Origin of the sequence: Vibrio sp. 2092 (assembly GCF_033339635.1) — a bacterium.
Classification (GTDB): domain Bacteria; phylum Pseudomonadota; class Gammaproteobacteria; order Enterobacterales; family Vibrionaceae; genus Vibrio; species Vibrio alginolyticus.
The window spans coordinates 381,908-396,443 of record NZ_JAWOUY010000004.1 but is presented as its reverse complement, the minus strand read 5'-3'; the positions used below and the strand labels follow the sequence as shown (position 1 = coordinate 396,443).

General features: G+C 42.1%; 18 protein-coding genes and 1 riboswitch. Of the genes, 3 read left to right on the top strand and 15 right to left on the bottom strand.

The window, feature by feature from the left end:
* Positions 1-50: 50 nt before the first annotated feature.
* The 4 genes from R7P80_RS10390 to R7P80_RS10375 form a co-directional block, all read right to left on the bottom strand.
* Positions 51-1,067 carry an adenosine deaminase gene (locus tag R7P80_RS10390; protein WP_222716424.1) on the bottom strand — a complete coding sequence of 339 codons (1,017 nt, stop codon included), beginning with the start codon at positions 1,065-1,067 and terminating at the stop codon, positions 51-53.
* Positions 1,068-1,156: 89 nt separating this feature from the next.
* A riboswitch (purine riboswitch) is annotated at positions 1,157-1,256 on the bottom strand.
* A 235-nt stretch (positions 1,257-1,491) separates the two neighbouring features.
* Complete coding sequence (locus tag R7P80_RS10385; RefSeq protein WP_005373694.1) at positions 1,492-1,632, bottom strand: PA3496 family putative envelope integrity protein; 141 nt, start codon at positions 1,630-1,632, stop codon at positions 1,492-1,494.
* Positions 1,633-1,682: 50 nt separating this feature from the next.
* A complete protein-coding gene (locus tag R7P80_RS10380) occupies positions 1,683-1,892 on the bottom strand; it encodes a hypothetical protein (RefSeq protein WP_005373692.1) in 210 nt (69 codons plus the stop codon).
* Positions 1,893-2,132: 240 nt separating this feature from the next.
* The gene (locus R7P80_RS10375) at positions 2,133-2,342 is read right to left on the bottom strand and encodes a cold-shock protein (RefSeq protein ID WP_005373691.1); all 210 of its coding nucleotides are present in this window, start codon (positions 2,340-2,342) and stop codon (positions 2,133-2,135) included.
* 401 nt (positions 2,343-2,743) lie between these two features.
* Here R7P80_RS10375 and R7P80_RS10370 point away from each other — a divergent pair, with 401 nt between their 5' ends.
* Positions 2,744-3,592, top strand: a complete 849-nt coding sequence (locus R7P80_RS10370; protein ID WP_225491540.1) for a pirin family protein — start codon at positions 2,744-2,746, stop codon at positions 3,590-3,592.
* Positions 3,593-3,734: 142 nt separating this feature from the next.
* Here R7P80_RS10370 and R7P80_RS10365 read toward each other — a convergent pair whose 3' ends face one another.
* The 10 genes from R7P80_RS10365 to R7P80_RS10320 all read right to left on the bottom strand — a co-directional run bounded on the left by R7P80_RS10365 (position 3,735) and on the right by R7P80_RS10320 (position 12,767).
* A complete protein-coding gene (locus tag R7P80_RS10365) occupies positions 3,735-4,583 on the bottom strand; it encodes a patatin family protein (protein WP_005373688.1) in 849 nt (282 codons plus the stop codon).
* Between the two features lie 253 nt (positions 4,584-4,836).
* Positions 4,837-5,175, bottom strand: a complete 339-nt coding sequence (locus R7P80_RS10360) for a hypothetical protein (RefSeq protein ID WP_017635147.1) — start codon at positions 5,173-5,175, stop codon at positions 4,837-4,839.
* A 691-nt stretch (positions 5,176-5,866) separates the two neighbouring features.
* The gene (locus tag R7P80_RS10355; protein WP_005373685.1) at positions 5,867-6,298 is read right to left on the bottom strand and encodes a YccF domain-containing protein; all 432 of its coding nucleotides are present in this window, start codon (positions 6,296-6,298) and stop codon (positions 5,867-5,869) included.
* Positions 6,299-6,516: 218 nt separating this feature from the next.
* Positions 6,517-7,449, bottom strand: a complete 933-nt coding sequence (locus tag R7P80_RS10350; RefSeq protein WP_115386524.1) for a Gfo/Idh/MocA family protein — start codon at positions 7,447-7,449, stop codon at positions 6,517-6,519.
* A gap of 123 nt (positions 7,450-7,572) precedes the next feature.
* On the bottom strand, positions 7,573-9,228 hold the full coding sequence (locus R7P80_RS10345; RefSeq protein WP_085569161.1) for a phosphoethanolamine transferase: 1,656 nt from the start codon (positions 9,226-9,228) through the stop codon (positions 7,573-7,575).
* 21 nt (positions 9,229-9,249) lie between these two features.
* Entirely contained in the window at positions 9,250-9,606 is a 357-nt protein-coding gene (locus tag R7P80_RS10340) for a diacylglycerol kinase (RefSeq protein ID WP_017635149.1), read from the bottom strand.
* 127 nt (positions 9,607-9,733) lie between these two features.
* Positions 9,734-10,126 (bottom strand): hypothetical protein, encoded by a 393-nt coding sequence (locus R7P80_RS10335; protein WP_005385575.1) that lies wholly within the window; start codon positions 10,124-10,126, stop codon positions 9,734-9,736.
* A 119-nt stretch (positions 10,127-10,245) separates the two neighbouring features.
* On the bottom strand, positions 10,246-11,544 hold the full coding sequence (locus R7P80_RS10330; RefSeq protein WP_213879782.1) for an ATP-binding protein: 1,299 nt from the start codon (positions 11,542-11,544) through the stop codon (positions 10,246-10,248).
* Positions 11,544-12,257 (bottom strand): response regulator, encoded by a 714-nt coding sequence (locus tag R7P80_RS10325; protein ID WP_104980484.1) that lies wholly within the window; start codon positions 12,255-12,257, stop codon positions 11,544-11,546. The genes R7P80_RS10330 and R7P80_RS10325 overlap by 1 nt, the downstream gene beginning before the upstream one ends.
* A 213-nt stretch (positions 12,258-12,470) precedes the next feature.
* Entirely contained in the window at positions 12,471-12,767 is a 297-nt protein-coding gene (locus R7P80_RS10320; RefSeq protein ID WP_005373671.1) for an isoamylase early set domain-containing protein, read from the bottom strand.
* 278 nt (positions 12,768-13,045) lie between these two features.
* Between R7P80_RS10320 and R7P80_RS10315 the strand changes: the two genes are divergently transcribed.
* Both R7P80_RS10315 and R7P80_RS10310 read left to right on the top strand, forming a co-directional pair.
* Positions 13,046-13,426, top strand: coding sequence for a hypothetical protein (locus R7P80_RS10315; protein WP_225491541.1), 381 nt, complete (start codon positions 13,046-13,048; stop codon positions 13,424-13,426).
* A gap of 83 nt (positions 13,427-13,509) precedes the next feature.
* Positions 13,510-14,109, top strand: a complete 600-nt coding sequence (locus R7P80_RS10310) for a thiol:disulfide interchange protein DsbA/DsbL (RefSeq protein ID WP_005373667.1) — start codon at positions 13,510-13,512, stop codon at positions 14,107-14,109.
* Positions 14,110-14,178: 69 nt separating this feature from the next.
* On the opposite strand, the gene R7P80_RS10305 is transcribed toward R7P80_RS10310, so the two are convergent.
* Positions 14,179-14,424: a hypothetical protein gene (locus tag R7P80_RS10305; RefSeq protein WP_005373664.1), complete on the bottom strand. Its 246-nt coding sequence runs from the start codon at positions 14,422-14,424 to the stop codon at positions 14,179-14,181.
* Positions 14,425-14,536 lie beyond the last annotated feature (112 nt).

Sequence of the window (14,536 nt, the reverse complement as noted above, 5' to 3'; positions counted from 1 at the left end):
GTAGGGTTTTAATACCTACGCGTTTGGCCTAAGGCGTGGCACTGATGCCTTTATTGCAAAGCTTCGTGCTGGTTTACGTATTGGCTAACAAGGTGACGATATTTCGCCTTTAACTCGTTATCGATAAAGCTGGCATCAATCGCGTTCATTGTAAATTGGGCAAGTTCACTCTTACTCATTGGATGTGCGTTGTTGACGGCCAGAAAGTTATCCGTCATGTAGCCACCAAAGTACACAGGATCGTCTGAGTTAATCGTTACAGCGACACCTTTTCGTAGCAAATCCACAATATTGTGATCTTTCATATCGTCGAATACACATAGCTTAAGATTCGATAACGGACACACTGTCAGTGGCATTTGGCTTTCGATTAAGGATTCAACTAATGCTTCATCATCAACACAGCGAACACCGTGATCCACGCGGCTCACGTAAAGCATTTCAATTGCATCGCTAATATTTTGTGCGGGGCCTTCTTCTCCTGCGTGAGCAACGGTAAGTAAGCCTTCTTCTACTGCTTGTTTAAATACGCGCTTGAATTTAGCTGGCGGATGACCTTGTTCTGAAGAATCTAGTCCAACACCAATGATCTTATCACGGTGTTTCAGAATAGCCTGTAGGGTCTCTATGGCGCTCTCTTCTGAAAGGTGACGGAGAAAACACGCAATAATTTGCGAGGTAATGCCAAGTTTTTCGTGACCATCTTTTAGCGCACGAGCGATTCCATTGATAACAGTGTCAAAGTCTATGCCGCGTTCTGTGTGTGTTTGAGGGTCAAAAAAGATTTCGGTATGAATAACGTTGTCTTCTTTACAGTGCAGTAAGTATTCCCAAGTGAGATCGTAAAAATCTTGCTCCGTACGCAGAACTCCCGCTCCTTGGTAATAGAGGTCGAGAAATGATTGTAAGTCTGTAAACTGATATGCGCTGCGTAGTTCACTCGGAGAAGAGTAAGGGATCTCGATGCCGTTTCGTTTTGCTAATTTGAATAAGAGTTCCGGCTCAAGTGAACCTTCGATATGTAAGTGCAGCTCTACTTTTGGAAGACCTTGAATAAATGCTTTCATATTCCACCTTATGTGTATTGTGGATGCAGTTACTCTAAGAATAGGTATAGATAGAAATAAATCGAACGCTATCACAAAGAGTAAGACCCACGATGATCTCAACTCTTCGTAATCAGCACTTTGCGGGAACTGGTAGAGACCCCCAAACCATATCATTGGGGTTATACGAAGCAAACGAGAGGGATTATACGCAAAAATATCGCTTTGGCTATACGCAAATAACCTAGCTGTCATTAGTCACGGGGTTTCCTGTGAGCGAAACAACTATTTGCAAGTCACTTGAGTATAGAGGAGCCAGTTGTTTTTGCGTGTGAGAGGCACGTGTAGTTAGAAGAGTAGTCTAAAAGAGTGGAGATTCGTTTGAGCAAAGGTAGGTGGCGGTAACTTGCACAACGATAAAGGCAGAGAAAGCACTAGAGAGCATTTATAGATCGAATAACTTATCAAATTCTCTTTGTTCCATAATGTCTTCTATGCGGCGTCGAGTTTTCTGCTTTATCGCCGCCGCGTTTTGTTCAGACTCTTTTTTGTCTTTTTCTGACTGCTTCTTACTTTTTCTAGCCATTGGATACCTTCCAAATTAGTTGCATTATCCATTAATGCATGAAAACTGAATCAGTTAACAGTAAAACTTCCTAACTTTGAACCTGAGTCACAGAGAATAGTTCCAGATTGCGTTTTCTCACAATATTCAAAATCGATCATAAAGCTATGAGAAAGAAGTTTCGGTAATACGTGTCTTCGTAAAATATCACCATTTAATTGATGTATTTTAGCGTTCCAAGAGGTTTGAGGTTGTTCTAAATTAAATTCAATTTCTAACATTTATTCTCCTGTTTTTTAGTGATTTTCTCTTTGTTAAGTAATTGATACCAATGTCTTTGACGGCCAGTTCTTTTTGAAGACATGATTTTTCCTATAAATAATAAATTAAGCAGTACTATTCAGTTTATTTTAGATAGCACAAAGCAATGCCTAAAATTAGGCTGAATGATTGATGAAAGAATATTTTAGAAGGAGAGAGGTTTGGTGCAGCATGGGCATGCTACACCAAGAAAAGCAGTCTTATAGAGGAGTTACTTCAGTCGCTTGAGGACCTTTTTTACCTTGCTCTACATTGAAGCTTACTTTCTGACCTTCAGTCAGTGTTTTGAAACCGTCAGAAACGATAGCGTTAAAGTGTACGAATACATCTTGGCCGCCGTTGTCTTGAGATAGAAAACCGAAGCCTTTAGTTTCGTTAAACCATTTTACTGAACCAGTTACTTTAGACATAAAAATACCTTTGAATTAAACATTAAAATTATGATTTGTTTTGTGGATCTTTTCTAAGCTATTGAATGTTCAATCAAGAGGAAGTTGTACGCAGGTGTCTGAATTGGGGATTCAAGATTTTACTGAGAGGAAACTTAAACTAAATGTTGCATTAACAGCTCTCTTCTAAGAGCCAAGGCACACTATACACCTTGTTTAGAAAATAGCTACATTTATTTTAGATAAATTAAATGTGCTCATTATTAACTCGATAAATTGTATTGTTCGAAAAAGTTGAATAAGTAGAACGAATAGTATGGCTCATAATTTTAGCTCATCAACCTAAAATAGAACCTTATCGATAGCCATAGATTGAACATGCGATTTGCAAGCGGTCACAAAGATAAACTAGGAGAACTAGTATGAGTAAATTCAGAGAAATTCGTCAGCTTATTCCTGCGCAACCTACTGCTGATGGTGATGGAGTGAAAATTCGCCGAGTAGCGGGTTTCAATCATGCTAGCTTTTCTCCATTTTTGATGATGGATGAACTCAAATCAGAAGACCGTGCTGACTATATCGGCGGTTTCCCTCCGCATCCGCACCGCGGTATCGAGACGCTTACTTATATGTTGAAAGGTCATTTCCAGCATCGTGATCATATGGATAATGTTGGCGAGCTTCGTTCCGGTGGTGCACAGTGGATGGCAGCAGGAAGAGGCGTCATCCATAGCGAAATGCCTATTATGAAGGAAGGCGAATTGCATGGTTTCCAAATTTGGATAAACCAGCCTGCGAAAAATAAGATGCAGCCAGCTCAATATCATGACTTTCAACCTGAAACGATCACTGAGTTTGATACTCCGAATACGGGGGTTGTACGTTTGATTGCGGGTCATATGACTATAAACAACGAACGAATTCAGGGGCCGCTAACAGAGACAGGTGTTGCTGCCACGGTAGCCGATTGGAGAGCGATGGGGGGGCAAGCTTTGAATTTGAACACGGATCAAGACAACAACATGATGCTCTATGTCTATAAAGGTCGTATTCAATTAAAAGGTCGTGAGATCAATCAAGGCGAAATGGCCATTTTATCGAAAGGTGAATGGGTTGAATTGCAGGCCGAAAAAGAGAGTGGTGCACTGATCTTTATTGGTGAGCCAATTAATGAACCCGTGGTGCATTATGGCCCTTTTGTCATGAATAGCATGGAAGAGATAGAACAAGCCATCCAAGATTACAACTCTGGGTTGTTTGAAACTTACTAGTTTGGACTGCCTACTCGCTTTCTCAGTTAGCGAGCAAATTAAAACAGTTTTGAGCCTGAATATTGGGCTCGACCAGAAGCAAATACGATAATCCACTGCCATCGAATTTGCGTTAGCCACGTTTAATCCACGTGGCTTTTTTCTACTTCTGACTCCAGCGTATGATGGCTTCCTTTCCTGCTTCAATTCCTAACTCATAAGCATGACGCAGTGGTGCTGGCGATCGACTCAGCCGTTTCAACTTGAATGTTTCAGGAGGACACACTTGAATGATTTCGATACCAGGTGGTGGGTTGTTGATCAGCGCTAAGGTCTGATTGTAGCGAACTTCACGTGTCAACATAGGTTCAATTAATCCGGGCGTTTCTTTCAACATCCTCCTAGTTAGGGCGCTGAATCTTCCTCTTGGCTTTTGATAGCTTGCGGGCTGACTGCGTAAAACCATAATCTTTTTGGCTCCTCGCTTTATTGCTTCTGCAACAGGAAGTGCGTCTGAGACGCCACCATCAACGTATTGAATTCCGTTCAGTGATACGCCATTTCGGTAAAGTACAGGCAGTGCGCTGCTGGCTTTCATTGTTTCTGCCAAGTCGTCGACATCAGGAAGGTGGTACTCCGCTTGCCCATTGTCTTGACGCGTCACGCCTAAAAAGAAAGGTCGTGAATCAGCTTTGAGCGCAGATTTATCGATGCCAAGTTCTTCGAGGGTGACATTCCACATCCAGTCTAAGTTCATCATATCACCACCACGTAGAAGTTGAGATGGAGAGATAAATTCTTTTCTTAAGCTGTAATCGAGGTAGATTTTTAAGTTACGTCCGGGCATTTTAGCTAAGTAGGCAGCCAAGTTGCTAGCACCCGCAGACACTCCCCAAAAGCTATCAAATGGAGAAAACTCGCTAGCAAGAAAATGATCGAGTATGCCGCATGAAAATACGCCTCGCATGGCTCCACCTTCGACAATCAATGCTCGAGAGCCTACTTTTTCCATCACTTCGCTCCACTCTTTATCAATCGGATAATAGCGTGCAGCTTAACGCATAATGGTTTTATACCCAAGTGGGCCAAAGGTCTAGGTTGCGTTCCTTTGAATAAAAAGGGCATCGATGGATGCCCTTGTCACTTTTAGCCTATGGAATTGCGGGTAATTGAGTCGCTAATTTAGTGAAGGAGAGCCGACTAGCCCCCTTACATAGAGCCATACCTGTAGTCCCATACTGATCGTTGTTGGAATAGTTTGATGATCACTTGTTAAATAGGCATACAAACACTATCCAGAGCGTTGTAAGCAAAAGTAATGGGGTGAATACTTTCTGGATAGAAGCGCCATCCGTTAAATTGTAAATTTTGATGGATTCATTATAAAACGCTCGTTTGAATTCTTTGAAGCTAATGTCGCTCTTCGCATGCGACTGTTCATAGTGCTGGTGCGCTGCGTCCGATAGTTGGTATTCCAAGTCTTGGAGCTCGTACTCCTTGTTAAAAAACGCATCCCAAGCCGAAAGGCGGGCTATCGTTTTAGGAGATGGATCCCCATTTAGTTTCTCTAGACGCTTAGCATAAGCTGCTTGATATTTATCCACGGTATATTCCTGTCTGAATAGACGTTGAGTTAGAACATATGTAAAAAGAAAAATAAGTAATAAAAGGTTTTTTACGTTCTATACCTGTGATAAATGCTAAAAAGTTCAATGCTCTAGCACTCCGATGTCGCAAATGATATTGATGGAATTGCTCTGCGACAAATAAAATAATTACTCTAGATAACAACGAATTTTTGTTGTTTTTTAAAAAAACTGATCATGAGATTGAGTGGGGAGTTTTACCGAGAAGAATTTCGCTACTGTAACTCTCTATATTTACTCAAAAAGAGAAAATCTTAGAAGCTTTCTTTGAGTGATGTGAGATATTTTAGGTCGAAAAGCATTAATTTTGGCTATGCTTATAGTTCGTCTTTTTTGTTGTTGAACTCTACTTCGAGGGGGAAAGAACCCATATTTCGAGCATAGGATAGCTCGCTTTTTCGTTACGTCGTTCTTGGAGTTTGAATCAGTGACGACGCTATGAGTCTAGCATCTTGAACTCACTTGGGTGTATTGATTAATTATAAAAGTAAAGCAGTGCTGAGCTAGGATAAACTTCAACGTAAAGGTGACGGTATGAATATACAATCAGCCATTATTGAATATGCGATAGCGATTATAGGCTTACTTTTGACGGGCGTTACCCTCTGAGCATGACTGCCCAGAGGATAGAAAGCGCATTAGCTTTTTGCTAACGATTGATGTTGTATCGAGCCATTGCAGCTTCTTCTGACGATACAACCGTTTTACCAATTGGTGCGAGTGAAATAACCGCTAGCTTGAGGTGTTGGAGCGCAAACGGAATGCCGATTATGGTGACAAAGCATGCTGCGGCAGAAAGTACGTGACCGATAGCTAACCAAAGGCCTGCAAATACAAACCAAAGGACGTTACCAATAACGCCGAGCGGACTCGTGCCAATGTCCATTTCATTGGTCAATTCATCGCGTGAGATGGCCTCTTTACCGAATGGGAAAAAGGAAAAATTACCCATAACGATACACGCACGCCCCCAAGGTATTCCGATGATGCTAATAAAGGCCAAAATACCAAAAAACCACCATAGCAACCCCATAAATACGCCACCAAATACAAACCAAATGATGTTACCAAGTGTTCTCATTCTATTTCCTTTATTCTTGAATGTGATGATTCAGATACCTGAGAGCACCGTAAAACAAATCTAAACCGTCTGTTTTGTCGATGTGTGCTTTTGTGCCCTCATTCACCTGATTGATAGAATAATCGCCGTAGTCTTAACAGAGAATGAATGCCTTCCTTAATGCAAGTCTTTTTAGTATAGAGCGTAATACTCAATCAAGCATATAGCCAAGAATCGCATTATCTAGAGACAACTTTCTCGAGATATTGACAAATTTGCTCTGCCAATCGATGGCTGGCAATGTTGCGTGTTACTACTTCATCAGCAATATTTCCAGACTCAACGACGCCAAACCAATCGAGCAACATCGAATGGAAACCTTTACTCGTCAGCATTGGCGTCCAGTCTTTCAAATTGATTTTTTGCTCTTGGTTAGCTTGCCATAGTTTGCCTTCAACGAAGGAGTCGAACTCAACTGCCTTGTTTGCATAACAAGCTTGAACGCGCTCTGTAGTGATACCGAAGTGGCGATTCATAGAGGCGTGGAGCAAAGTATCTCCATGTTGCCACTGAATATCTAAACGCGCCAACTGACCACCTTCAAGTTGATGAGTTACATAAGCATCTTTTAGATCGGCTTTGGCTGTGACGTTAACGCTGTCTAATGGGTGAATAAAATCATCAAATATAAAGGTACGAACATCCCCCGGTAGTTGGTGACGGTTCTTTTCCCAGCGTAGCGACTTTAAGTCAGATATGTTGCCTTGCTGCACTTGTGGCATATGTTGGTTGTAAAGTGGAATGTGACGACGGTTAAAGCCCACATAGAGTGGCTGTCTCTCTTTTTCGGCAATGTCGTACAGCTTTTCTACGTCATCAGCACTATTCGCTAATGGTTTGTCGACAAAGGTTGGAATTCCATGCTGCAGAAAAAATGCCGCTATTTGAGGGTGTACGCTTGTTGCCGCATGAATCATGACGGCATCGACGCCAAAGTGCAGAAGTTGCTGGTAGTCTTGGCAGATCTCTGAGATTCGATACTGCTTAGCCAGGCTCTCAAGTGTGTTTGGGTTGCGGGTACAAAATACAAGTTCGATATTTGGAAGCTGAGTGATAACAGGAAGGTATGCTTTCTGAGCGATATCCCCTAGACCAATAATACCAATTTTCATCCTAGTCCTTATCTCGATGTATGGATCGCGGACTGTCAGTATAATGCTTGGCGCGGCGATGAGTTTAAATACCTTGTTAGAAAAAGCCTGATTCACACTTTGAGCCAGGCTTTATTGAATGATTTAGGAAACGGCTCGGCAGGCTTTGAATATATCTAACTTGCTATCGTAGGCTTGAGTTTGTACATCCATAATGCCTAATAAAGAGTGGAACACGTTATCATGTGAGTATTGGCCTGCATTCTGTGCTTGTTTATACAAACAGTCGGTATTGATCTGCTTCGCTTGTTTAAAGCCCGAAGACAGCCACATAATCAAAGGAACGCGTTTTTGGAAATCTGGTGCAAGGCCATAAGGCATACCATGTAAGAACAATCCGTTTTCGCCTAGTGACTCACCGTGATCCGATATGTAAATTAGCGCAGTATTATACTCAGACTCTAACGCTTTAAGTTTTTTGATGGTTTCTGCCAATACAAGATCGGTGTAGCGTATTGTATTGTCATATGTGTTCACTATTTGTTCGATGCTACAGTTTTCGATATCTGCACGTGGACAGTCTGGTTTAAAGAAGGCGTTGTCTCTTGGGTAACGCTGAAAGTAGGTCGGACCGTGGCTTCCTATAAGGTGCATGGCGACCACTCGGTTACCGTGCATATCCGCGACTTCCTGATCAAAATGATCTAATAGCGCCATGTCGTAACAAGTTTGGCCATTACACATAGGGCTTACTTGCTTTCGATCAACTTCGATTTTCTTGATCTTGTGGGCTACTTCTTTATCCCCACCGTCATTTTCTTTCCAAATGAGGTCAACCCCGGCGCGCTGCATTATATCGAGAGCATTGTCCTGGTTATCCGCTTTGGCGCGTTCAAACTCGTTTCGCGTGAGCTGTGAAAACATACAAGGCACAGATACAGCAGTCGCGGTGCCACAAGACGCGACGTCTTGAAATGAGATAACATCCAGTTTACTAGTATAAGGGTTTGTCTCTCGTGTATAGCCATTGAGTTGGTAGTTCTGAGTTCGAGCGGTTTCTCCTACGACAAAAACCAGTAGTGTTGGTTTGCTCTGTGCTTGCTGTACGGCGCTATTTGACTGTTTTGCATCTGTGCCGATTTCTCGATATGGCTCTGGCGTGGTGAAATATTTCTCCTTCACATACCCGGTCGCGCTGTAAACGAACTGGGTGGGTATGATGATTTTTTTTAGGTGGCTATTGTTGCGCCCTACAGATGCGTAGTCTTGATAGTACACGCTGGCAATGACGGCGATGACAGCTAGCGACGACAGCATCGATACTAATTTGGTAACAGAGAAGTACAGTAATTGGTGACGTTGAGATTGCAGCTTGACCTTAAAGACAATTATCGCTGGGATAACTCCCATAATCAGCGTCCAAATTACAGAGTGAGCACTCAGGTAAGAACTCGCCTCGCTCGAATCGGTTTCAACAATATTGGCAATCATTCCAGAATCGAAAAGTGTGCCATAGTTATAGCTTGCGTAGCTCACCATACTTGAAACAATGATTAAAATTATAAAGAACGGCTTGCCGATCCAAGGCCAACTAAATAAATTAAAAAGGAAATTGAGCGCGGCAAGAAAGAAAATTGGTATTGTGATAATAAATCCAATCTTGACATTATCTAAGTGTGTAAAGATGCCGATCAGTTCTTTATAAATAGGGATATTTACGACGAGAGCGAAATACAGCGCCAACAGGAAAGTAAAGGTAACGTAAGAGATACCTCTCTGTTGTAAATCATGTGTCTTCATTATGAGTGTCTTGAATAAAAATTAGAGCAAGAACGAAGCCCAAATAAAAAGGGCAAGAGTTAACGCAACAAATACTGCTGCTGAGCCAATATCTTTGGCTCTACCACTGAGCTCGTGCCAGTCATCGCTAACACGGTCGACAACCGCTTCTACGGCGGAATTAATGAGTTCGACGATCAATACCAAGAACAGGCTACTGATCATCAGCACTCTTTCGTATGTGGTGACAGGAAGGAAAAAAGCACAGACGGAAAGCACCAAGGCGAGAATCAATTCTTGTCTAAAAGCGGCTTCGTGTGTCCATGCGGCTTTCAATCCTTGAAATGAATAGCCGGTCGCATCCATGACACGGCGTATACCTGTTTTACCTGGCTTCAAAATATGACCTTACTATTTAAGCATTGGGATGGAACACATATCCCAGAGAGGTAACGAGATTAATCGTTACAGCGTGAAACATTTGTGAATAGAATCCATCGCGCGATAATTTAAGAAAAGTGCTTATTTAATCAAGATCGTAGACGGTATAGCCTTTGTGCTGGAGGCATTTACGCAATACGAGAGATTGAGTTTTGGTTGAATCATTTGTTCCACTCAAAGCACCAGCTCCAGCTCCTACAGCACCGCCGGCAGCAGCACCGACAGCCGCTCCACCTAATCCGTCTTCTAGCGCACCAGCAGCTGCGCCGATCAATGCGCCTGTAACTGCCCCATTAGTGGCTTCAGATTTCGCTGCCTCTGATTTGTCGACATTTTCTGCATAGCCTTGGCAGTAAAGAAAGTCTTGTTCATATGTACTAGGGTCGACATTGGTCATGTCGACGACAGGTTTTTGGTTGTAGGCGCAAGCTGTAAGCGTAGAAGTAAGCGCCATAATCAGGATAAAAGATTTATACATGAGTACTATCCATTTAGTGTGTGAATCTTATGGATTAAATGTACACTGTTTTATTGTTGGGCTCTGTCGCTTGAGTGTATTGAAGTGTCGTCTTCTGTAAACGGGGTAGGAAGGTTAAGTTAACTGTCTGATTTTTTGAGGCTAAGTGTGAAGCAAGCTCCTCCAAGTGGGCTATGGTAAATCGAAACTTCTCCACGTTGAAGCTCCATTATCTGTCTGACAATCGCCAAACCGAGCCCAAACCCGCTCGTCTTTTTGTTGCGAGATTCATCCGCGCTGTAAAATGGTTCGAATAGATGAGGCCAATGCTTTTCTTCAATACCTATGCCATCATCATGAACATTGATGAAGCAGCGGTGCTGATCGTGTTTTATCTCTACTAAAATCTGCTTATCTGCGTACCGCATTGCATTGCGCAGCAAGTTATCTAAGGCTCGCTTTAACAATTTTGGGTCAGCAAACGCAAGAACGTTTTCTGAGTTTACTTCTTGAAGCGAGATAGCGAGCGTAGTCTCTTTTTGCCATCTCTGTCGTAACTCTTTGACTAAGTTGAATAGGACGACTTCTTCTTGAGTTTGTAATGCTGTGTCAGGACGCTCCATCTTTGCGTAGTAAAGCAATTCTTCAACCATTTCTTCCATCTCGTCAATGTCTTCGACGATACTGTAAACATACTTTTTCTGTTGTTCAGTTAAGGTTGAATCCGATAACAAATCTGCTTGCCATTGTAAGCGGAAGATTGGGGTACGCAATTCATGTGCAACGGCGTTAGTTAGCATTTTATTGCTAGTGATCAAGCGAGATACTTTATCGGCCATCGTGTTAAAGCTTTTGTTTAACGTCCCAACAGACTTAGCGCTTGAGGTACTAGCTCGAGCCTTGAAGTTACCTGAGGCAAACTCAACGGTCACTCTCTCTAGCTCTCGAATCCGACGGCTTAAGAACCAGATCAACAATATGCAATACAGAGCAAATCCAGCTAAAAAGAACAACCAAACGATATTGTCATCAAAGTTGGCAGCTTTAACCACAGGACTATTCGGATTATCGCTCATTTTAAAGATAGGCGTGCTCGCATCTAGGCGGAACCAGATATCCCTTTCTTCATCGTAAGCGACGTTAACGGAGGTATCACTTTCAAACGCCTTTTTGATGTCTGTTGGAAGCTCTTCAAGCGTATGAGGCACCAACAAACGATGGCTTGATGTGGCAAATTGTTCCAACTGTTGTTGAGTATATTCTAATCCGTGTTCTTTATAGATAGGGTAGATCAGATCGTGAAAAGCTTGACCCTCATGCTCTTGTAATAGGTAGTCATAATCTGTGTTGATCTCATAAACTAAGAACTCGTATCCCCACAAGCTAGCCATAAACAGAATGATAAGGCCAACAAAGCTTTCCAGATAAATCCGTCTCATTATTCATTCCATGCATCAGGCATAAATAGGTAGCCTTTGCCGCGAACGGTAATGATTTTTTGTGGTGAGCAAGAAGCATCGCCTAGCTTCTTTCTCAGTGTCACTATGCGATTATCAATGGTGCGGTCTGTTCCATCGTATTCAATACCACGTAGTGTTTTGGTCAGCCACTCACGTGATAGTGTTTTTTCAGCATGCGTAGCAAGAACCCACAACAAATCGAACTCGCCGTCTGTCAGCGCAATTTCTTCTTGGTTCATTACGCACGATTTACGCAACCGGTTTAAACACAGAACACCAATTTGTAGGCAGTTTTCGGACTCGGTAGGCGCCGCCTCTTTTCTTCTTAATAGCATGCGAATACGAGCTAGCAATACGCGAGGTTTGATGGGTTTAGTAACAAAGTCATCTGCGCCTATTTCTAATGCGGCGACATGATCGAAGTCATCATCACTTGCTGTCAGCATCAACACTTTGCCTTTGTAGCATTCTCGGATTTGACGACATACACTCAGACCATCTTGCCCGGGTAGCATCAAATCTAACAGCACCACGTCTGGTTGTGTGTCAATAATCGCATTAGGTGCGTCCGTCCCATTGTCGATACATTTGACCTGAAAACCTTGTTCAACAAAATACTCACCCAACATAGTTTGTAATTTGGGATCGTCTTCCACAATGATTAGAGATGGTTTGATTTGTTGTGCGTTCATTTAAGTGATGTATACAATATTTAATATCAATGGAACTTAAACAAATTTACGAATTATTTCAAATAAAGCTTTCTCAGAATAAGGTTATCGGATGAGTTAATTGGATAAAATTGCCAATTAATGATTTAAATCTAATCACCTATCACATTTAGAGAGATGCAAAAAGGCGCAACGTTTGCGCCTAGGTATGGAATCTTAAAGCGAAATTACCGCTTATTCGGTGGTACACACGACGCTGTTGTCGCTGCCAAATGCATTTGGAACGTAAGCATCAGCTTGTGGGTCATTTTCCCACTTCGCGTCATCGAGCAAGTAACGGAACTGAACGTTCTGCGCTTTAGGTAAGCGGGTTTTAAATTTAAACTGACGACTTTTCTTCACTAATTTCATCGGTTCTGGCTGCCAGTTGTTGAAGTCTCCAGCAATTTGGACAGAGTCCCACTGATCTTTATCTAGCTCGAACGTGACTTCGACTTCATCTTTTGTCTTAAAGAATCTCTTTTTAAGCATTGATCTTTCCTTGTTCGTACAAAAACCGTTCTAACTATTACTCGTGTTTCATAATGATTTCAAGTTTTATCGAATTGTTGCTGGTATCTGATGAGGGGAGTATCCGAACGGTGAATAGCTCGTTGTCCTGGTTTCGTGTACTGAGGGAGCGTTAGAGAGAAAATTCACTAGCCTAAAATAGTCAAAGAACAGAGTTTGTTAGCGAGCCGAGAGTCCGTATCTTGAAGTCAAACCGTTATCATGTATTATCTTAAATCACCATTTTCCTTGATGTAGCTATGTTGAAGTTTAACCGTACATTGTTCACTGCGATAGTTTGCTTAGTTGCTATGCTTTTGAGTAGTGTCGCTCCTGTGGCGCAGGCTTCCGCTCCGATGAAAACAATTGAAGTACGCGATCTTATTGTTCAACAGGCTGCTCTGCACAAACAACTTGGCGTCAATGACGACTGCGTAGAATCACATCACGATGAGTCAGCCATCAATAAGGCACAACAATCTCACACGAGTTGTAGCTCTTCCTGCATGGTCAAAATTCCCGCCAACTTATCTCAAAACGACTTACTGCTTCTTCCTTATAGCCTTGCCTTGATTGGTAGGCCTCTAGTCGAAAAAGTAGTGACAGTGATCACCAAGCTTTATCGCCCTCCGATTGTTTAATTCCTCATCTCAAATTACTTGGGGTTTACCCCTTTTTACCAAATGAAATGATTTGGCATTTGAATGCCACAAGGAAATAAACAATGAAAAAACTACTTGCCTTATGTAGTGCACTTTTACTGACTTTTACCGCTCATGCAGCGCAATTTGAAGAAGGGAAGCACTACAAAGTTCTGGATGTAAAGAAAGCATCGAAACCTGTTGTGACGGAATTCTTTTCTTTTTATTGCCCACATTGCTACAAGTTTGAGTCGCTTATTGAGCGTTTAAAACCTGCTCTGCCAAAAGAGGCAAAGTTTGAAAAGGTGCATGTGGGGTTCATGGGCGGAGATATGGCGATTCCGATGGCCAAGTCCTACGCGACGATGGTGTCGCTAGGAGTTGAAGATACAATGATTCCTGCCATGTTTGCCCAAATTCATCAAAAGCGACAAGCGCCAAAAGACGAAGCTGAGCTGAAACAACTCTTCGTTGATAATGGCGTAGAAGGTAAGAAGTTTGATGCGGCGTACAACAGTTTCGCCGTAAACTCAATGCAGAAAGGTTTTGATAAGCAATTCTCTGCCAGCACGTTAAGAGGGGTTCCGGGTGTGGTTGTGAACAATAAATACATTGTTTTGGCCAACGAAATTCGTACTTACGACGAGTACAATCAATTAGTTAATTACTTATTGACGCTGTAACTGTAAATAGCATTGAAGCTTAAAAATGGCGACGGTAGAGTCGCCATTTTTATGCTTATCACTTTCGTATTATCTAAGAACGCTTGTACATGCTTGAGTCGGAACACTAGTCATAAATATGGCATGCGGATAAAACAAGCTAGCAGCAGTGATTGCAACATTACATGGCTGAGCAATCGTGGTTTTAATCACATTGGTAAGCACAGCGCCTGTATTATTTACTGTTTGAGCGGCGGCTTGTTGTGCCTGGTAAGACACGCAACCTGTCGTTGCATTGATCATCGCAGTGCTAAACAAAAGTTTGCGAAAAAACATATTCATATCCTTTGTGAATGCTTTGAATTACTTATATGTGGATTGATTCATAAATGAAACAAAACAGTGTTCAAAATATGTGTGCATTCACGAAATAAACATTGTTTTATAA